This is a genomic window from Klebsiella sp. GB_Kp056, assembly GCF_040064755.1.
Lineage (GTDB): Bacteria > Pseudomonadota > Gammaproteobacteria > Enterobacterales > Enterobacteriaceae > Klebsiella > Klebsiella quasipneumoniae.
Genome location: NZ_JBEAJA010000070.1, coordinates 47,714 through 66,380, shown reverse-complemented (window position 1 = coordinate 66,380; position 18,667 = coordinate 47,714). Strand labels below are relative to the sequence as shown.

At 58.4% G+C, this 18,667-nt stretch carries 15 protein-coding genes; 11 read left to right on the top strand and 4 right to left on the bottom strand.

The window, feature by feature from the left end; all coding sequences use genetic code 11:
* Window positions 1–76 precede the first annotated feature (76 nt).
* Window positions 77–2,635: a peptidoglycan glycosyltransferase/peptidoglycan DD-transpeptidase MrcA gene (gene mrcA, locus ABLV52_RS23910; RefSeq protein ID WP_032454231.1), complete on the top strand. Its 2,559-nt coding sequence runs from the start codon at window positions 77–79 to the stop codon at window positions 2,633–2,635.
* A 53-nt stretch (window positions 2,636–2,688) separates the two neighbouring features.
* Here mrcA and nudE read toward each other — a convergent pair whose 3' ends face one another.
* Window positions 2,689–3,249, bottom strand: coding sequence for an ADP compounds hydrolase NudE (nudE, locus tag ABLV52_RS23905; RefSeq protein WP_032429005.1), 561 nt, complete (start codon window positions 3,247–3,249; stop codon window positions 2,689–2,691).
* Window positions 3,250–3,569: 320 nt separating this feature from the next.
* Between nudE and ABLV52_RS23900 the strand changes: the two genes are divergently transcribed.
* The 5 genes from ABLV52_RS23900 to pckA all read left to right on the top strand — a co-directional run bounded on the left by ABLV52_RS23900 (window position 3,570) and on the right by pckA (window position 9,726).
* A complete protein-coding gene (locus ABLV52_RS23900; protein WP_072421013.1) occupies window positions 3,570–5,699 on the top strand; it encodes an intracellular growth attenuator family protein in 2,130 nt (709 codons plus the stop codon).
* Between the two features lie 60 nt (window positions 5,700–5,759).
* The gene (gene yrfG, locus ABLV52_RS23895) at window positions 5,760–6,443 is read left to right on the top strand and encodes a GMP/IMP nucleotidase (RefSeq protein ID WP_072413864.1); all 684 of its coding nucleotides are present in this window, start codon (window positions 5,760–5,762) and stop codon (window positions 6,441–6,443) included.
* Window positions 6,440–6,841, top strand: a complete 402-nt coding sequence (gene hslR, locus ABLV52_RS23890) for a ribosome-associated heat shock protein Hsp15 (RefSeq protein ID WP_023291201.1) — start codon at window positions 6,440–6,442, stop codon at window positions 6,839–6,841. Before yrfG ends, hslR begins: the two co-directional genes overlap by 4 nt.
* Before the next feature lie 18 nt (window positions 6,842–6,859).
* Window positions 6,860–7,744, top strand: coding sequence for an Hsp33 family molecular chaperone HslO (gene hslO, locus ABLV52_RS23885; protein WP_017899960.1), 885 nt, complete (start codon window positions 6,860–6,862; stop codon window positions 7,742–7,744).
* Window positions 7,745–8,103: 359 nt separating this feature from the next.
* Entirely contained in the window at window positions 8,104–9,726 is a 1,623-nt protein-coding gene (gene pckA, locus ABLV52_RS23880) for a phosphoenolpyruvate carboxykinase (ATP) (protein WP_023291202.1), read from the top strand.
* Between the two features lie 77 nt (window positions 9,727–9,803).
* Here pckA and envZ read toward each other — a convergent pair whose 3' ends face one another.
* A complete protein-coding gene (gene envZ / locus ABLV52_RS23875) occupies window positions 9,804–11,159 on the bottom strand; it encodes a two-component system sensor histidine kinase EnvZ (protein WP_023291203.1) in 1,356 nt (451 codons plus the stop codon).
* Window positions 11,156–11,875 carry a two-component system response regulator OmpR gene (ompR, locus tag ABLV52_RS23870; RefSeq protein ID WP_001157751.1) on the bottom strand — a complete coding sequence of 240 codons (720 nt, stop codon included), beginning with the start codon at window positions 11,873–11,875 and terminating at the stop codon, window positions 11,156–11,158. The genes envZ and ompR overlap by 4 nt, the downstream gene beginning before the upstream one ends.
* Before the next feature lie 227 nt (window positions 11,876–12,102).
* On the opposite strand from ompR, the gene greB reads away from it, so the two are divergent.
* The 5 genes from greB to feoC all read left to right on the top strand — a co-directional run bounded on the left by greB (window position 12,103) and on the right by feoC (window position 18,249).
* Window positions 12,103–12,576 (top strand): transcription elongation factor GreB, encoded by a 474-nt coding sequence (greB, locus tag ABLV52_RS23865; RefSeq protein ID WP_002920503.1) that lies wholly within the window; start codon window positions 12,103–12,105, stop codon window positions 12,574–12,576.
* A 100-nt stretch (window positions 12,577–12,676) separates the two neighbouring features.
* A complete protein-coding gene (locus ABLV52_RS23860; protein WP_348891001.1) occupies window positions 12,677–15,007 on the top strand; it encodes a Tex family protein in 2,331 nt (776 codons plus the stop codon).
* A 418-nt stretch (window positions 15,008–15,425) separates the two neighbouring features.
* Window positions 15,426–15,653 carry a ferrous iron transporter A gene (gene feoA, locus ABLV52_RS23855; protein ID WP_002920506.1) on the top strand — a complete coding sequence of 76 codons (228 nt, stop codon included), beginning with the start codon at window positions 15,426–15,428 and terminating at the stop codon, window positions 15,651–15,653.
* A 28-nt stretch (window positions 15,654–15,681) separates the two neighbouring features.
* Window positions 15,682–18,000 carry a Fe(2+) transporter permease subunit FeoB gene (feoB, locus tag ABLV52_RS23850; RefSeq protein WP_348891000.1) on the top strand — a complete coding sequence of 773 codons (2,319 nt, stop codon included), beginning with the start codon at window positions 15,682–15,684 and terminating at the stop codon, window positions 17,998–18,000.
* A 9-nt stretch (window positions 18,001–18,009) separates the two neighbouring features.
* Window positions 18,010–18,249, top strand: a complete 240-nt coding sequence (gene feoC / locus ABLV52_RS23845; protein WP_004202151.1) for a [Fe-S]-dependent transcriptional repressor FeoC — start codon at window positions 18,010–18,012, stop codon at window positions 18,247–18,249.
* A gap of 87 nt (window positions 18,250–18,336) precedes the next feature.
* Here feoC and ABLV52_RS23840 read toward each other — a convergent pair whose 3' ends face one another.
* Window positions 18,337–18,606 carry a YdgH/BhsA/McbA-like domain containing protein gene (locus tag ABLV52_RS23840; RefSeq protein ID WP_004202149.1) on the bottom strand — a complete coding sequence of 90 codons (270 nt, stop codon included), beginning with the start codon at window positions 18,604–18,606 and terminating at the stop codon, window positions 18,337–18,339.
* Window positions 18,607–18,667: the final 61 nt, after the last annotated feature.

The following is an 18,667-nucleotide window of genomic DNA, read 5'->3' as shown; positions in this document are numbered from 1 at the left end:
ATGCACCTGGCTTGCCTTTATACTACCGCGCGTTTGTTTATAAACTGCCCAAATAAAACTAAATGGGAAAACACCGGTGAAGTTCGTAAAGTATCTATTGATCCTTGCAGTCTGTTGCGTACTGCTGGGAGCAGGCTCGATTTTTGGCCTCTACAAATACATAGAGCCGCAACTCCCCGACGTCGCAACCCTGAAGGATGTGCGTTTGCAGATCCCGATGCAGGTCTATAGCGCCGACGGTGAGCTTATTGCGCAGTACGGCGAAAAGCGCCGTATCCCTGTAACGTTGCAGCAAATTCCCCCCGAGCTGGTGAAAGCGTTTATCGCCACCGAAGACAGTCGTTTCTATGAGCATCACGGCGTCGATCCGGTGGGTATTTTCCGCGCCGCCAGCGTGGCGATGTTCTCAGGCCACGCCTCGCAGGGCGCCAGCACCATCACCCAGCAGTTAGCGCGTAACTTCTTCCTCAGCCCCGAGAAGACGTTGATGCGTAAGATTAAAGAGGCCTTTCTGGCCATCCGCATCGAGCAGCTGCTGAACAAAGATGAAATCCTTGAGCTGTATCTGAACAAGATTTACCTCGGCTACCGCGCCTATGGCGTCGGCGCCGCGGCGCAGGTCTATTTTGGCAAACCTATCGACCAGCTGACCCTCAGCGAAATGGCGGTGATTGCCGGTCTGCCGAAAGCCCCGTCCACCTTTAACCCGCTCTATTCGATGGATCGCGCCACAGCCCGTCGCAACGTGGTGCTGTCGCGTATGCTGAGCGAGGGGTACATCACCCAGGCGCAATACGATGAAGCGCGCAGCGAACCCATCGACGCCAGCTACCACGCGCCGAAAATCGCCTTCTCAGCGCCTTATCTGAGCGAAATGGTGCGCCAGGAGATGGTGAATCGCTATGGCGAGCAGGCCTATGAAGATGGCTACCGGGTGTACACCACGATTACCCGCAAAAACCAGCAGGCGGCCCAGCAGGCGGTCCGCAATAACGTGCTGGATTACGATATGCGTCACGGCTACCGCGGCCCGGCCAGCGTGCTGTGGAAGGTCGGCGAAACGCCGTGGGAGGCGAAAAAGATCGTCGACGCCCTGAAGCGCCAGCCTGGCTTAGGCCCGCTTTCTCCTGCGGTGGTCACCTCCGCGAATGCCCAGGAGGCCGTCGCGCTGTTGGCTAACGGCGACTCCGTTTCACTGACGATGGACGGCGTGCGCTGGGCTCGTCGCTTTATCTCCGATACGCAGCAGGGAGCGACTCCGCGTAAAGTCAACGACGTCGTGCAGGCCGGGCAGCAGATCTGGGTTCGCAAAGTGGGTGACAGCTGGTGGTTGTCGCAGGTCCCGGACGTCAACTCGGCGCTGGTCTCCATTAACCCGCAAAACGGCGCGATTATTGCCCTTGTCGGTGGGTTTGACTTTAACCAGAGCAAGTTTAACCGCGCCACCCAGGCGCTGCGCCAGGTCGGCTCCAACATCAAGCCGTTCCTCTACACCGCTGCGATGGATAAAGGCTTAACTCTGGCAAGCATGCTCAACGATGTGCCAATCTCGCGCTGGGACGCCGGGGCCGGCTCCGACTGGCGGCCGAAAAACTCGCCGCCGCAGTATGCCGGTCCGATTCGTTTACGCCAGGGCCTGGGGCAGTCGAAAAACGTGGTAATGGTGCGCGCCATGCGCGCCATGGGCGTTGACTATGCCGCCGAGTATCTGCAGCGCTTTGGTTTCCCGGCGCAAAACATTGTCCACACCGAATCGCTGGCGCTGGGCTCCGCCTCCTTTACGCCTCTGCAGGTCGCCCGCGGGTATTCGGTGATGGCCAACGGCGGCTTCCTGGTCAACCCGTTCTTTATCAGTAAGATTGAGAATGATCAGGGTGGGGTCCTCTTCGAGGAGCGCCCGAAAATCGCCTGCCCGCAGTGTGATTTACCGGTGATTTACGGCGATACGCCAAAATCCAATGTGCTGGAAAACAAAGATGTGGAAGATGTCGCCACCTCGACGGAACCGCAGAATGGCAACGTGCCGCCGCAGCCGCAGCTGGAGCAGGCCAATCAGTCACTGGTGGCGCAGAGCGGCGCCCAGGAATACGCGCCGCATGTGATCAATACCCCGCTGGCCTTCCTGATCAAGAGCGCGCTGAACAGCAACATCTTTGGCGAACCGGGCTGGATGGGAACCGGCTGGCGCGCCGGACGGGATCTGCAGCGGCATGACATCGGCGGCAAAACCGGAACCACCAACAGCTCGAAGGACGCCTGGTTCTCAGGCTACGGGCCGGGCGTGGTGACCTCGGTTTGGATCGGCTTTGACGATCATCGTCGCGATCTTGGCCGGACCACCGCATCAGGGGCGATTAAAGATCAGATCTCCGGCTACGAAGGCGGCGCCAAAAGCGCCCAGCCGGCCTGGGACAGCTTTATGAAGAGCGTGCTGGAAGGCGTTGCGGAAGAGCCGTTAACGCCGCCGCCGGGAATCGTCACGGTGAATATCGATCGCAGCACCGGTCAGCTGGCGAACGGGGGCAACAGCCGGGCGGAATACTTTATTGAGGGTACCCAGCCCACGCAGCAGGCGGTCCATGAGGTGGGCACCACCCTGACGGACGGCGGCGGTGAAACCCACGAGCTGTTCTGACAAAAAAAGCGCCTGCGGGCGCTTTTTTATTGCTGCTTAGCGTGAACGCTCGTTCAGAGTCTCCCCTGGGCCTGCAGCCATTCCCGCACTAAAAACAGCGCGCTGACGTTGCGGGCCTCGTTAAAATCTTCTTCATCCAGCAGCGACATCAGCTGCGTCAGCGGCCAGCGCACCTGCGGCAGCGGCTCGGGCTCATCGCCCGGCAGCGACTCCGGATAGAGATCTTCCGCCACCAGGATATTCATTTTGCTGGAGAAGTAAGAGGGAGCCATACTGAGCTTCTTCAGGAACGTCAGCTTATTGGCGCCGAAGCCAACCTCTTCTTTCAGCTCGCGATTGGCCGCTTCATCCACGGTTTCACCCGGATCAATCAGCCCTTTGGAGAAGCCCAGCTCGTAGGATTCCGTCCCGACGGCATACTCGCGAATCAAAATAATATGATCATCCACAATCGGCACAATCATTACCGCTTCGCGGGTGGAAGGCCGCATACGCTCATAAACGCGACGCACACCGTTGCTGAATTCCAGATCGACGCTTTCGACATTAAAGAGGCGCGAACGGGCGACAGTTTCAACATTGAGAATGGTGGGTTTTTGTAATGATTTGCTCATTGTCATCGGTCTATGCTGTGATTAAGCAGTCATTGTGCGATACGCAACACGCTTTCGGCAATCCAAATCGCCACTTATTTACAGAGTTGTAACCTTTTCCCTGCAAAGGTGAAAGTAATAAAGATAAAAAAGTCAATAGCTTGAATTCTGTTTGAGAATTTACCGATTTCTGCGCTTTAACGTTTTTGGTAAGCTTATACACTGCTGCATGACATATTCACTACCCTGCAAGCAGGTGCGCCGCTAACACTGCAGCTTGACGTTAGTCTTCACGTTCACCGACGATTTCGTAAGAAAAATATAACTATGATGGGATGGGCATGGGCACCTTTCTGATATTCCTTACAGCTCTGCTAATCTGCGTATTGCTCATTGGATGGTGGTATCGCACGCACGCCAGACGCCGCCGGCTCCCCCTACTGCACGCCTTTAGCGATGCCACCACGCGGCCGCTCCCTGCCGATGAGCGCCAGGCCATCGAAAAGTATCTTGCCGAACTGAGCCGCGCCCAGCAGGTGCCCGCGTCCGGCGCCACCAGCGCGCCCGTCGCTCTGGCGCTAAACGAACAGAGCGATACCGTCTATGGGTTGACGCGAGCCATCACCCGCTACGGGATCACCACCGACGCGCCGAATAAATGGCGCTATTTTCTCGATTCGGTGGAGGTACATCTGCCGCCGTTCTGGGAACAGCATATCAACGATGAAAACAGCGTCGAGCTGATCCCCACCGACAGCCTGCCGCTGGTTATCACCCTTAACGGTCATACCCTGAGCGACTATCGTCAGGAAGCGCAAAGCTACGCTCTGGAACGCGCCTCGGCCACCCAGGCCTCGATTCGCGGCGAAGAGAGCGAACAGGTAGAGCTGCGGCAGATCCGGCGGGAAAGTCCGGAAGAGCACGCCCTGAATCGCCCGGACGGTCTGCGGGAAGCGATCCTGATCGTCGCCTCTTTCCTGGTCTTTTATTTCAGCCTGATTGGGCCAGCCGTCTTTACCCCGTGGCTGGTAGCCGCCGGTTTGCTGCTGCTCGCCGCCGGCCTGTGGGGGATCTATGCCCCGCCGCGCCGCGCCGCGCTGCGCGAAATCCACTGCCTGCGCGGCGTCCCGAAGCGCTGGGGGCTGTTCGGCGAAAACGATCAGGAACATATCAATAATATCTCGCTGGGCATTATCGATCTCATCTATCCGCGCCACTGGCAGCCCTGGATCGCCCAGGACCTCGGACAGCAGACCGATATTGATATCTATCTCAACCGCCATGTGGCCCGTCAGGGACGCTACTTGTCGCTTCATGATGAAGTGAAAAATTTCCCGCTGCAGTACTGGCTGCGCAGCGCGATTATCGCCGCCGGCGCCCTGGTGGTGGTGATCATGCTATGGGCCAGCGTACCGCTGAATATGCCGTTTAAGTTCACCCTGTCGTGGCTGAAGGGGGCGCAGACGATTGAAGCCACGACCGTCAGCCAGCTGGAAAAGGCCCATGTGCGCATTGGCGATACGCTGCGCCTGACCGGTACCGGGATGTGCAACATCCGCACGCCGGGCAGTTGGACGGCCAAAGAGGATTCGCCGTTCCTGCCTTTCGATTGTTCGCAGATTGTGTGGAACGATGCCCCTCCTCTGCCGCTGCCGGAGTCTGACATTGTCAGCAAAGCGACCGCCCTGATGGAGTCCGTCCAGCGTCAGCTGCACCCGGAAACCGACGACGACTCCCGCGTCAGCCCGGCGCTGCGCTCCGCCATTCAAAAATCTGGCATGGTGCTGCTGGATGATTTCGGCGATATCGTTCAGAAAACTAACGATCTCTGTTCGGCTGCCGATGATTGCCTGCGCCTGAAGAACGCGCTGGTTAATCTCGGCAATACCCGTAACTGGGAGACGTTAACCAAGCGCGCGTCCGCCGGGAAACTGGATGGCGTGAACGTGCTCCTGCGACCAGTCAGCGCCGAGTCGCTGGAGAATCTGGTGACCACCTCAACCGCCCCCTTTGTAATGCGTGAAACCTCGCGAGCGGCGCAGGCGCTCAACAGCCCGGCCCCGGGCGGCTTCCTCATCGCCAGCGACGAGGGCAGCGTGCTGGTCAATCAGCCGTGGCCGGCGGTAAGCCTGTATGATTACCCGGCGCATGAGCAATGGGGCGAACTGCGGCGGCTGGCCGGTATGCTGATGCATACTCCCTTCCATGCCGAAGGGATCGTCACCAATCTGTTTACTGACGCCAACGGCACCCAGCATATCAACCTGCACCGCATTCCCGACCGCAGCGGCCTGTGGCGCTATCTGGGCATCACTCTTCTGCTGCTGTCGATGGTGGGATGCATGGCTTACCACGGCGTGCAGGCGCTGCGTCGTTATCAACGCCATCGCCAGCGTATGGAAGAAATTCAGAAATATTACGAAAGCTGCCTGAACCCGGTGCTGCTCCCCTCGTCTGACCCGCAAGATTAATTTCCCCGGCGGCAGGGTGTGATACCCTGTCGCCCATTTCCCGCTCGCTGGAGAGTCATCATGCATTTTGATATCGCCTGGCAGGAGGTCGATACCGTTCTGCTGGATATGGACGGCACGCTCCTGGATCTCGCTTTCGATAACTATTTCTGGCAAACGCTGGTGCCGGAAACCTGGGGGGCCGCACGCGGCCTCAATCTGCAACAGGCGAAAGAGGCCATGCGCCAGGAGTATCATGCCGTGCAGCATACGCTAAACTGGTACTGTCTGGATTACTGGAGCGAGCGCCTGGGTTTGGATATTTGTGCGATGACCAGCGAACAGGGTCCGCGCGCCACGCTGCGTGAGGATACCGTGCCGTTCCTTGATGCGCTCAAGGCCAGCGGTAAGCGACGTATTCTGTTGACCAATGCCCATCCCCACAATCTGGCGGTGAAACTCAAACACACCGGCCTGGATGCGCACCTTGATTTATTACTTTCCACCCACACATTTGGTTATCCGAAAGAGGATCAGCGTCTGTGGCGCGCCGTGGCGGAGGAAACCGGCCTTGAGGCGCATAAAACGCTGTTTGTCGACGACAGCGAGGCGATTCTGGATGCCGCGAGGGAGTTTGGCATTCGCTACTGCCTGGGCATTACCAATCCCGACTCCGGGCTGGCGGAAAAGCAGTATCTGCGCCATCCGGGGCTGAATGATTACCGACGACTGATCCCTTCGCTTACCCCGAAGGAGAGGCGATGAAAGAGAAGCCTGCCGAAACCGTCAGACTGGATAAATGGCTTTGGGCCGCCCGCTTTTACAAGACCCGCGCGCTGGCGCGGGAGATGATTGAAGGCGGCAAGGTGCATTACAACGGACAACGGAGCAAACCAGGGAAAATCGTCGAACTGGACGCCATGCTGACGCTGCGTCAGGGCAACGACGAGCGGACGGTGCGCATCGTCGGTATCACCGAGCAGCGCCGCCCGGCAAGCGAAGCCGTCACCCTGTATGAAGAGACGGCGGAGAGTATCGAGAAGCGTGAAAAAATGGCCCTGGCGCGCAAAATGAACGCCCTGACCATGCCGCACCCTGACAGACGTCCGGACAAGAAAGAGCGCCGCGACCTGATGAGATTTAAACACGGCGAGAGTGAGTAACTCGCGCCAGAAAGAGAGATGATTATGACTCAACACGATCAATTACATCGTTATCTGTTTGAAAACTATGCCGTGCGCGGCGAGCTGGTGACGGTGTCGGAAACCCTGGAACAGATTCTGGCGAATCACACTTATCCCCAGCCGGTGAAAACGGTGCTGGCGGAGCTGCTGGTCGCCACCAGTCTGCTGACTGCGACCCTGAAGTTTGCCGGCGACATTACCGTGCAGCTGCAGGGCGATGGGCCTTTACAGCTGGCGGTGATCAACGGCAATAACCAGCAGCAGCTGCGCGGCGTCGCGCGCGTGCAGGGCGAGATTGCGGACGATGCGGATCTAAAAGCGATGGTCGGCAACGGTTATCTGGTCATTACCATCTCCCCGGAAGAGGGTGAGCGCTATCAGGGCGTGGTCGGTCTGGAAGGCGATACGCTGGCCGCCTGCCTGGAAGATTACTTCCAGCGTTCAGAGCAGCTGCCGACGCGCCTTATCATCCGCACCGGCGAACATGAAGGCCAGCCGATGGCGGGCGGGATGCTGCTGCAGGTGATGCCGGCCCAGGATGCCCAGACTGCCGACTTTGAGCACCTGGCGACGCTCACCGAGACCATCAAGGCGGAAGAGCTGTTCACCCTGCCGGCGAACGATGTGCTGTGGCGTCTGTACCATGAAGAAGAAGTCACGGTCTACGATCCGCAGAGCGTGGAGTTCAAGTGCACCTGCTCCCGCGAACGCTGCGCCGGCGCGCTGAAGACGCTGCCGGACGAAGAGATAGATAGCATCCTTGCCGACGAAGGCGAGATTGATATGCACTGCGACTACTGCGGTAACCACTATATCTTCAACGCCATGGACATCGCCGAGATCCGTAACAACGCCTCTCCGGCCGACCCGCAGGTCCATTAATCCTCACTTCTTCTTCAGGCACCGGGCGGCGATGTGGTTTGTCGCCCGGTGCCTGACTTTTATTTATTCACGAGTTGAATCGATTCTCGCTGAAAGAGTTACGTAATTTTATTCCAGGAAAGCGATTACATTCACATTTCAGCAGTTTTTTTAATTACTTTTTAACCATTGAGAAACATCTAACCCCACCATCCGGCCATTTCCTGAGATAATCCACTTCACTTCGTGACAGGAGTCACCGTTTTTTTCGTCATTCTGCGGAATGTCGAGATACGTAAATCTATGAGCCTGGTCGCGGTCAATACCCGGTAATAAACCCTACAATTTACAGCAGTACATCTTGGCTAAGGAGCAGTGACATGCGCGTTAATCATGGTTTAACCCCGCAGGATCTCAAGGCTTATGGTATCAATGACGTTCAGGATATCGTCCACAACCCCAGCTACGACATGTTGTTTCAGGAAGAGCTCGACCCCAACCTGGAAGGCTACGAACGTGGCGTATTAACCAGTCTGGGTGCTATCGCCGTCGACACGGGCATTTTTACCGGTCGTTCTCCGAAAGATAAGTACCTCGTGCGCGACGACACCACCCGCGATACCGTCTGGTGGTCCGATAAAGGCAAGGGTAAAAACGACAACAAGCCGCTTTCGCAGGAAACCTGGCAGCATCTGAAAGGGCTGGTGACACAGCAGCTGTCCGGTAAACGCCTGTTTATCGTCGACGCCTTCTGCGGCGCTAACGCCGATACCCGTCTCAGCGTACGTTTCATTACCGAAGTGGCCTGGCAGGCGCACTTCGTGAAGAACATGTTCATTCGCCCGAGCGACGAAGAGCTGGCGGAATTCGCGCCCGACTTCATCGTGATGAACGGCGCGAAGTGCACCAACCCGCAGTGGAAAGAGCAGGGCCTGAACTCGGAAAACTTCATCGCTTTCAACCTCACCGAGCGCATTCAGCTGATCGGCGGCACCTGGTACGGCGGCGAAATGAAGAAAGGGATGTTCTCGATCATGAACTACCTGCTGCCGCTGAAGGGCATCGCCTCCATGCACTGTTCTGCCAACGTCGGCGAGAAAGGCGATGTCGCCATTTTCTTCGGCCTCTCAGGCACCGGCAAAACCACCCTTTCCACCGATCCGAAACGCCGCCTGATTGGCGATGACGAACATGGCTGGGATGACGATGGGGTGTTTAACTTCGAAGGGGGCTGCTACGCCAAGACCATCAAGCTCTCTGAAGCGGCCGAGCCGGATATCTATCACGCCATCCGCCGCAACGCCCTGCTGGAAAACGTGGTGGTGCGCGCCGACGGCACGATCGATTTCGATGACGGTTCAAAAACCGAAAACACCCGCGTCTCCTACCCCATCGACCATATCGATAATATCGTCAAACCGGTCTCCAAAGCGGGTCACGCCACCAAAGTGATCTTCCTGACGGCCGATGCGTTCGGCGTACTGCCGCCGGTCTCCCGCCTGACCGCCGATCAGACGCAGTACCATTTCCTGTCCGGGTTTACCGCCAAACTGGCCGGCACCGAGCGCGGCGTGACCGAACCCACGCCAACCTTCTCCGCCTGCTTCGGCGCCGCCTTCCTGTCGCTGCACCCGACGCAGTACGCCGAAGTGCTGGTCAAACGTATGCAGGCGGCTGGCGCGCAGGCTTATCTGGTCAATACCGGCTGGAACGGCACCGGCAAGCGCATCTCGATTAAAGATACCCGCGCCATCATCGACGCCATCCTCAATGGCTCGCTGGACAACGCGGAGACCTTTACCCTGCCGATGTTTAATCTGCAGATCCCGACGGCGCTCCCGGGCGTGGATACCCAGATCCTCGATCCGCGCAGCACCTATGGTTCCCCGGAGCAGTGGCAGGAAAAAGCCGACCAGCTGGCGAAGCTGTTTATTGAGAACTTTGAGAAGTATACCGATACGCCAGCGGGCGCCGCGCTGGTGGCGGCAGGGCCGCAGCGCTAACGGACGCAGAGATGAAAAAGCCGGGCTTGCCCGGCTTTTTATTGCGCAACGTTTTGACCAGCCAACCGCGGGCGCGATCAGCTCTCTTTGGCCGGTTTCATCGGCGTCAGCACCCGGTGCACCGGCAGCCAGGCGCGGATCAGTAACCCGCCGCGTTCGCTGGAGCCAATCTCCAGCCGGCCGTTGTGATTGTCGATAATACGCTGAACAATCGCCAACCCCAGCCCGGTTCCGCTGGTGCTGCGGGCGCTGTCGCCGCGCACAAACGGCTGAAACAGGTGCTCCCGCTGCTCAGGTTTAATCCCCGGTCCGTCATCTTCAACCTGGAACCACGCCCGGCTCGCTTCGCTGCCGCTGCTGACCTTGATCCAGCCATTGCCATAGCGGGCCGCGTTGACCACCATATTCGCCAGCGCGCGCTTGATAGACAGAGGATGCATGCGTACCGGAATTTCGCCGGCCTGCAGGGCGGTGGCGATCTCCCGCTCATAGCCGCTCTCCGCAGCGATCACTTCCCCCAGCACCGCATTCAGATCCGCCAGCTCCAGCGGCATCTCCTGCCCGGTGCGCAGGTAGTCGATAAACTGCTCGATGATGGCGTTGCACTCTTCGATATCTTTGTTGATCGACTCCGCGAGATAGCCGTCCTGCTCGCCCATCATCTCGGTGGCCAGACGAATGCGGGTCAGCGGAGTACGTAAATCATGGCTGACCCCGGCCATCAGCAGCGTACGGTCGTCGGCCAGCTGCTTCACGCCCGCGGCCATGTGGTTGAAGGCGCGGGTCACCGATCGCACCTCAGAGGCGCCGTACTCGCGCAGCGGCGGCGGGATGATGCCGCGCCCGACCTGCAGCGCCGCATGCTCCAGATCCACCAGCGGGCGGTTCTGAATACGGATAAACAGCCAGGCGCCGCCTATCGCCAGCAGCATGATCGCCAGGGTATAGCGGAACAGCGGCGAGAAGTCGCCCTGATGGATCTCGGTCAGCGGCACCCGCACCCAGATATTGGGCGACAGCCAGGTCTTCAGCCACACCACGGGGGAGCTTTTATTGACCTCCACCCGCACCTCAGTGGGGCCGCCAAGCTGATGAGCCATCTGCTGGCTCAAGAATTCATAATGCTGCGCCCAGCGCAGGCCTGCGTCTTCCGCCGCTTCATTGGAATAGAGCGAAATCCCCAGCTCGCGATAAATTTCACGACGAAACGCCGGGGGCACCACCAGTTGGGTGCCATCCTCCAGCTGCAGCTTATCGGTCATCAGCATACGCACTTCGTAGGCCAATACTTTATTAAACTGCTGGAGGCTTGGCAGGATCGCGAAATTCAGTACCACCAGATAGGTCGTCACCAGGCTGACGAACAGCAAGGTGACGATCAGGAGCAGCGTGCGAGCAAAGGAGCTGCGCGGCGAAAAGCGCACGCGTTTCATGCCTTAGAACCGTCCGGGACGAAGACGTAGCCCAGACCCCAGACGGTCTGGATATAGCGCGGATGCGCCGGGTCCTCTTCCACCATGCGGCGCAGGCGGGAGATCTGTACGTCGATGGAACGCTCCATCGCCGAGTATTCGCGGCCGCGAGCGAGGTTCATTAACTTATCGCGCGACAGCGGCTCACGAGGATGGCTCACCAGCGCCTTCAGGACCGCGAACTCGCCGCTGGTCAACGGCATCGGCTCGTCTTCACGGAACATTTCGCGGGTGCCCAGGTTCAGTTTGAATTTACCAAAGGCGATAACCGCCTCTTCCTGCGACGGCGCGCCCGGCAGCTCGTTCGCCTGACGGCGCAGCACCGCGCGGATGCGGGCCAGCAGTTCGCGCGGGTTGAACGGCTTCGGAATATAGTCGTCAGCCCCAATCTCCAGGCCCACGATCCGATCGACCTCTTCGCCTTTCGCCGTCACCATAATGATCGGCATCGGGTTGCTCTGGCTGCGCAGACGGCGGCAAATCGAGAGACCATCTTCCCCGGGCAGCATCAGATCCAGCACCATCAGGTGGAAGGATTCGCGGGTTAACAGACGATCCATCTGTTCGGCGTTCGCCACGCTACGAACCTGGAAGCCCTGCTCGGTCAGATAACGTTCGAGCAGCGCACGCAGGCGCATGTCGTCATCCACAACCAGAATCTTATAATTCTCTTGCATTGTTTGTACTCCCAAAGGTTCACTGCAATAGTCAGTGCGTATTCTCAAAAAAGCCCGGCGCGCTCACCAGCTAAATCTGGTATACATTCCAGGCTAAATTGTTACAAAGCATATTTAACAGCAGGTTAAGTATACATTTAATCATAAGACACAGTATTTATCCTGTCGGTATTATTGCGCGCTACAAATTGTGCGCAACGACAGACTGTCAGAAGGTTGAACTCACGATGAAAACGCCGCTGATCACCCGCGAGGGATATGAAAAACTGAAGCAGGAGATGGACTACCTGTGGCGCCAGGAGCGCCCGGAAGTGACCAAAAAGGTGACCTGGGCCGCCAGCCTTGGCGACCGCAGCGAGAACGCGGATTACCAGTACAACAAAAAGCGCCTGCGCGAGATCGATCGCCGGGTCCGCTATCTGACCAAATGTCTGGAACAGTTAAAGATCGTCGATTACTCCCCGCAGCAGGAGGGCAAAGTCTTCTTCGGCGCCTGGGTAGAAATTGAAAACGATGAAGGCGATATCAAGCGCTTTCGCATCGTCGGTTACGATGAAATTTTTGGCCGCAAAGACTATATCTCCATCGACTCGCCGATGGCGCGCGCGCTGTTAAAAAAAGAGGTCGGCGATCTGGCCATCGTTAACACGCCGGCGGGGGAAGCCAGCTGGTATGTCAACGAGATCGAATACGTAAAATAGACAAGAACTTTCCGAGAGACGCCGGGCGCGGCTGGCATTTTCAGCCGCCAGTCCGTATAACTAGTCCCTGTTTTTTGACCCTAAAGATGAATTAAAAGCCATGATGAATGATTCGCTCTGCCGCATTATTGCGGGTGAACTTCAGGCCAGAGCCGAACAGGTAGAAGCTGCCGTTCGCCTGCTTGATGAAGGGAACACCGTGCCGTTTATTGCACGATATCGTAAAGAAGTCACCGGCGGTCTGGATGACACGCAGCTGCGTAATCTGGAAACCCGCCTCGGCTACCTGCGCGAACTCGAAGACCGTCGTCAGGCGATCCTCAAATCCATCGCTGAACAGGGCAAACTGACCGACGCGCTGGAAAAAGCCATCAATACCACGCTCAGCAAAACCGAACTGGAAGACCTCTACCTGCCGTACAAGCCGAAGCGCCGTACCCGCGGACAGATCGCCATCGAAGCCGGGCTGGAGCCGCTGGCTGACCTGCTGTGGAACGAACCGTCCCACGATCCGGAAACGGAAGCCGCAAAATATATTGACGCCGATAAAGGCGTGGCCGACAACAAAGCGGCGCTGGATGGCGCACGCTATATTCTGATGGAGCGTTTTGCCGAAGACGCCGCGCTGCTGGCGAAGGTCCGTGACTATCTGTGGAAAAACGCCCACCTGGTCTCCACCGTCGTCAGCGGCAAAGAAGAGGAAGGCGCCAAATTCCGCGACTACTTCGATCACCACGAGCCGATCGCCGCCGTGCCGTCGCATCGCGCGCTGGCGATGTTCCGCGGCCGCAACGAAGGCGTCCTGCAGCTCTCTTTAAACGCCGACCCGCAGTTTGACGAGCCGCCGAAAGAGAGCCACGGCGAGCAGATTATTATCGACCACCTGGGCCTGCGCCTGAACAACGCCCCGGCGGACAGCTGGCGTAAAGGCGTCGTCAGCTGGACCTGGCGGATCAAAGTCCTGATGCACCTCGAAACCGAGCTGATGGGCACCGTGCGCGAGCGCGCCGAAGACGAAGCCATGAACGTCTTCGCCCGCAACCTGCACGACCTGCTGATGGCCGCGCCCGCCGGGCTGCGCGCCACCATGGGCCTTGACCCGGGCCTGCGCACCGGGGTGAAAGTGGCCGTGGTTGACGGTACCGGCAAACTGGTGGCGACGGACACCATTTACCCCCACACCGGCCAGGCCGCCAAAGCGGCCGTCGCCGTCGCCGCGCTGTGTGAGAAGTACAACGTTGAGCTGGTGGCCATCGGCAACGGTACCGCCTCGCGTGAAACCGAGCGTTTCTTCCTCGACGTGCAGAAGCAGTTCCCGAAGGTCACCGCCCAGAAGGTGATCGTCAGCGAAGCCGGGGCTTCCGTTTACTCCGCCTCCGAGCTGGCGGCGCAGGAGTTCCCGGACCTCGACGTGTCGCTGCGCGGCGCGGTCTCCATCGCCCGCCGTCTGCAGGATCCTCTGGCCGAGCTGGTGAAAATCGACCCGAAATCCATCGGCGTCGGTCAGTATCAGCATGATGTCAGCCAGACCCAGCTGGCGCGTAAGCTGGACGCGGTGGTGGAAGACTGCGTGAACGCCGTCGGCGTTGACCTGAACACCGCCTCCGTGCCGCTGCTGACCCGCGTTGCCGGCCTGACCCGCATGATGGCGCAGAACATCGTCGCCTGGCGCGACGAGAACGGCCAGTTCCAGAACCGCCAGCAGCTGCTGAAGGTCAGCCGTCTGGGGCCGAAAGCCTTTGAACAGTGCGCCGGCTTCCTGCGTATCAACCACGGCGACAACCCGCTGGACGCCTCCACCGTTCACCCGGAAGCCTATCCGGTGGTCGAGCGCATTCTGGCGGCGACTCAGCAGGCGCTGAAAGATCTGATGGGCAACAGCAGCGAGCTACGGAACCTGAAAGCCGTCGATTTCACCGATGAGAAGTTCGGCGTACCGACCGTTACCGACATCATCAAAGAGCTGGAAAAACCGGGCCGCGACCCGCGTCCTGAGTTCAAAACCGCTCAGTTCGCCGACGGCGTGGAGACTATGAACGACCTGCTGCCGGGGATGATCCTCGAAGGCGCGGTGACCAACGTCACCAACTTCGGCGCGTTTGTTGATATCGGCGTTCACCAGGACGGCCTGGTGCATATCTCTTCCCTTTCGAACAAGTTCGTTGAAGACCCGCATACGGTGGTGAAAGCGGGCGACATCGTGAAGGTCAAGGTCATGGAAGTCGATCTGCCGCGTAAGCGTATCGCCCTGACCATGCGTCTCGACGAGCAGCCGGGCGACAGCAACGCCCGCCGCGGCGGCGGTCAGGATCGCCCGCAGGGCAATCGCCCGGCCGCGAAAGCCGCCAAACCCCGCGGTCGCGACGCGCAGCCTGCCGGCAACAGCGCGATGATGGATGCCCTCGCCGCGGCGATGGGTAAAAAACGCTAATCCCTCCCTGCCCCTTTTCAGGGGCAGTTTTCCTTTTCATTGTCACTGACCTATAGCCGCCTTTTCGCGCAAATGGCTCTCAGTTATTTCTGATAACCTGCATTTATTCCGCGCCGGGCAGATAGCGAAATTAATATTTTCATTTCGTTAACTTAAGAAACCTTAATTAAACATTAGAGCGACGAAATAATATTTCGCATATTTTCGATCACAGGCGGACTTTGCGGCATATCAATAAAAAGGTGAATTTCACTTTAAAAATGGCATAAAGCGCATCATATGTATTGATGATAAAAACCATTCTCATTATCATCGCTTGCAGAATGTTTTTTCTTTTTCGTTGGCTACGGTCCCCGGCGCAACTGCCTCCAGGCGTCCGGAAAATTCTTCTTCGGTTAGCGATAGACAAGTAGGCCCTATGCAATTCACACCTGATAGTGCGTGGAAAATTACCGGATTTTCCCGCGATATTAGCCCAGCATACCGTCAGAAATTGCTCTCCCTCGGCATGCTGCCCGGATCCTCTTTTCATGTGGTGCGCGTGGCGCCGCTCGGCGATCCTGTTCATATTGAAACCCGACGCGTCAGTCTGGTATTACGCAAAAAAGATCTCGCCTTAATCGAACTGGAAGCGGTTGCACAATAACGGCTGACCCGGCACAAGAGTTTGAAATATGAAAAAATTAACCGTTGGTTTAATTGGTAATCCTAATTCCGGCAAGACTACCCTGTTTAATCAGCTGACCGGCGCCCGCCAGCACGTGGGCAACTGGGCCGGGGTCACCGTTGAGCGTAAAGAGGGCGTGTTCGCCACCACTGACCACCAGGTCACGCTGGTCGACCTCCCGGGAACCTACTCTCTGACCACCATCTCTTCGCAAACCTCGCTGGACGAGCAGATCGCCTGCCACTACATCCTCAGCGGCGACGCCGACATGCTGATTAACGTGGTCGATGCCTCCAACCTCGAGCGAAACCTCTATTTGACGCTGCAGCTGCTCGAGCTGGGGATCCCCTGCGTCGTGGCGCTGAACATGCTGGATATTGCCGAAAAGCAGCAGGTGCGTATCGATATCGATGCCCTCGCCGCACGCCTCGGCTGCCCGGTCATTCCGCTGGTTTCGACCCGCGGACGCGGGATCGAAGCGCTGAAGATTGCCCTCGACCGTCATCAGGCGAACAGCGATATCGAGCTGGTCCACTATCCACAGCCGCTGCTGCGCGAAGCCGACCTGCTGGCGCAGCAGATGTCAGCGCAGATCCCGGCCCGGCAGCGGCGCTGGCTCGGTCTGCAGATGCTGGAGGGCGACATCTACAGCCGGGCCTATGCCGGCGACGCCGCCGATAAACTGGATATCGCCCTGGCGAATCTCAGCGACGAGATCGACGACCCGGCTCTGCATATCGCTGACGCGCGCTATCAGACCATCGCCGCCATTTGCGACGCCGTCAGTAACACCCTGACCGCCGAGCCAAGCCGCTTCACCGCGGCGATGGACAAAGTGATCCTCAACCGCTTCCTCGGGTTGCCGATTTTTCTCTTTGTTATGTACCTGATGTTCCTGCTGGCCATCAACATCGGCGGCGCGCTGCAGCCGATTTTCGACGCCGGCTCGGTCGCGGTCTTTATTCACGGTATTCAATGGCTGGGTTACACCCTGCACTTCCCGGACTGGCTGACCGTCTTCCTCGCCCAGGGGATCGGCGGCGGTATCAACACCGTACTGCCGCTGGTGCCGCAGATCGGCATGATGTATCTGTTCCTCTCCTTCCTCGAGGACTCCGGCTACATGGCGCGCGCCGCCTTTGTCATGGACCGCCTGATGCAAGCTCTCGGCCTGCCGGGGAAATCCTTTGTCCCGTTGATTGTCGGTTTCGGCTGCAACGTGCCGTCGGTGATGGGCGCCCGCACCCTCGACGCCCCGCGCGAACGTCTGATGACCATTATGATGGCGCCGTTTATGTCCTGCGGCGCGCGGCTGGCGATCTTCGCCGTCTTCGCGGCCGCCTTCTTTGGTCAGAACGGCGCGCTGGCGGTCTTCTCGCTCTACGTGCTGGGCATTGTGATGGCCATTCTCACCGGCCTGATGCTGAAGCACACCATTATGCGCGGCGAAGCCTCGCCGTTCGTGATGGAGCTGCCGGTGTACCACGTCCCGCATATTAAGAGCCTGATTATCCAGACCTGGCAGCGCCTGAAAGGCTTTGTGCTGCGCGCCGGGAAGGTGATCGTCATTGTCAGCATCTTCCTCAGCGCGCTGAACAGCTTCTCGCTGAGCGGTAAGGTCGTCGACAACATCAACGACTCCGCGCTGGCCTCGGTGAGCCGGGTCATCACTCCGCTGTTTAAGCCGATAGGCGTGCATGAAGATAACTGGCAGGCCACCGTGGGCCTGTTTACCGGCGCGATGGCGAAGGAGGTGGTGGTCGGTACGCTGAACACCCTCTATACCGCCGAAGATATCCAGAACGAGGAGTTCAATCCGCAGACCTTCAGCCTCGGCGAGGAACTGCTGGCCGCCGTCGACGAAACATGGCAGGGACTGAAAGACACCTTCAGCCTCAGCGTCCTGGCCAACCCCATCGAAGCCAGCAAAGGCGATGGCGAAATGGCCACCGGCGCGATGGGCGTGATGGGCAGTAAATTTGGCAGCGCCGCGGCGGCTTACAGTTACCTGATCTTCGTTCTTCTCTATATCCCCTGCATCTCGGTGATGGGGGCCATCGCCCGCGAATCGAGCCGCGGCTGGATGACCTTCTCCATTCTGTGGGGACTCAATATCGCCTATTCGCTCTCGACGCTCTACTACCAGACCGTCAGCTTTAGCGACCACCCGCGCTACAGCCTGGTGTGTATCCTGGCGGTGATATTGTTCAACGTGGTGCTCTTCGGTCTGCTGCGTCGGGCGCGCAGCCGGGTTGACGTCTCGCTGCTGGCCACCCGGAAAACGCCGGCCTCCTGCTGTTCCAGCCCGGCTGGCGATTGCCACTAAGGAGGATCTGTGGCGTCGTTAATGGAAGTCCGCGATATGCTGGCCCTGCAGGGCCGCATGGAGGCGAAACAGCTCAGCGCCCGCCTGCGGACGCCTCAGCCGCTGATTGACGCCATGCTCGAACGCATGGAAGCCATGGGTAAGGTGGTACGGATCAGCGAAACCAGCGAAGGCTGTCTCTCCGGCAGCTGTAAAAGCTGTCCTGAAGGGAAAGCGGCGTGCCAGCAGGAGTGGTGGGCGCTGCGATGAAGGGAGTAAGGTCTGCCAGCGCCACGGGATAAAACGAGTGCGACAGCAGGGAAAAACGGGCCAGCAGGCCCGTTTTTTATGACTGGATTATTTATACACGTCAGCGTTAGCGTGAACGGTTTTTTCGTTTTTCTGCCCGGCAATCACCACAAAGTATTTTCCACCCAGCTCATCGGCTTTTTTCGACAGATCGCGTCGGGCGTCCATCGGCGAGGTCGTCCTTGAGGTCGTGATGCTGCCGACCTTGGTCAGATTCATCTTCGCCACGTCCTCTTTTTGGATCTCTTTCGCTGCGAATGCGCCAAAAGACAGACAGCCAATCACCAGAGATGCAACCATTCCTGTAACAAGTTTCATAGCCTCTACTCTCCATTAGGTTGTTATTTTAGGTCACGGTGGCGGAATGAAATAATCAACC

Excerpts from the sequence above, each read along its gene's own strand:
- nudE (WP_032429005.1), bottom strand. The coding sequence starts at position 3,249 with ATGAGCAAATCATTACAAAAACCCACCATTCTCAATGTTGAAACTGTC.
- ABLV52_RS23900 (WP_072421013.1), top strand. The coding sequence starts at position 3,570 with ATGGGCACCTTTCTGATATTCCTTACAGCTCTGCTAATCTGCGTATTG.
- yrfG (WP_072413864.1), top strand. The coding sequence starts at position 5,760 with ATGCATTTTGATATCGCCTGGCAGGAGGTCGATACCGTTCTGCTGGAT.
- hslR (WP_023291201.1), top strand. The coding sequence starts at position 6,440 with ATGAAAGAGAAGCCTGCCGAAACCGTCAGACTGGATAAATGGCTTTGG.
- hslO (WP_017899960.1), top strand. The coding sequence starts at position 6,860 with ATGATTATGACTCAACACGATCAATTACATCGTTATCTGTTTGAAAAC.
- pckA (WP_023291202.1), top strand. The coding sequence starts at position 8,104 with ATGCGCGTTAATCATGGTTTAACCCCGCAGGATCTCAAGGCTTATGGT.
- envZ (WP_023291203.1), bottom strand. The coding sequence starts at position 11,159 with ATGAAACGCGTGCGCTTTTCGCCGCGCAGCTCCTTTGCTCGCACGCTG.
- ompR (WP_001157751.1), bottom strand. The coding sequence starts at position 11,875 with ATGCAAGAGAATTATAAGATTCTGGTTGTGGATGACGACATGCGCCTG.
- greB (WP_002920503.1), top strand. The coding sequence starts at position 12,103 with ATGAAAACGCCGCTGATCACCCGCGAGGGATATGAAAAACTGAAGCAG.
- ABLV52_RS23860 (WP_348891001.1), top strand. The coding sequence starts at position 12,677 with ATGATGAATGATTCGCTCTGCCGCATTATTGCGGGTGAACTTCAGGCC.
- feoA (WP_002920506.1), top strand. The coding sequence starts at position 15,426 with ATGCAATTCACACCTGATAGTGCGTGGAAAATTACCGGATTTTCCCGC.
- feoB (WP_348891000.1), top strand. The coding sequence starts at position 15,682 with ATGAAAAAATTAACCGTTGGTTTAATTGGTAATCCTAATTCCGGCAAG.
- ABLV52_RS23840 (WP_004202149.1), bottom strand. The coding sequence starts at position 18,606 with ATGAAACTTGTTACAGGAATGGTTGCATCTCTGGTGATTGGCTGTCTG.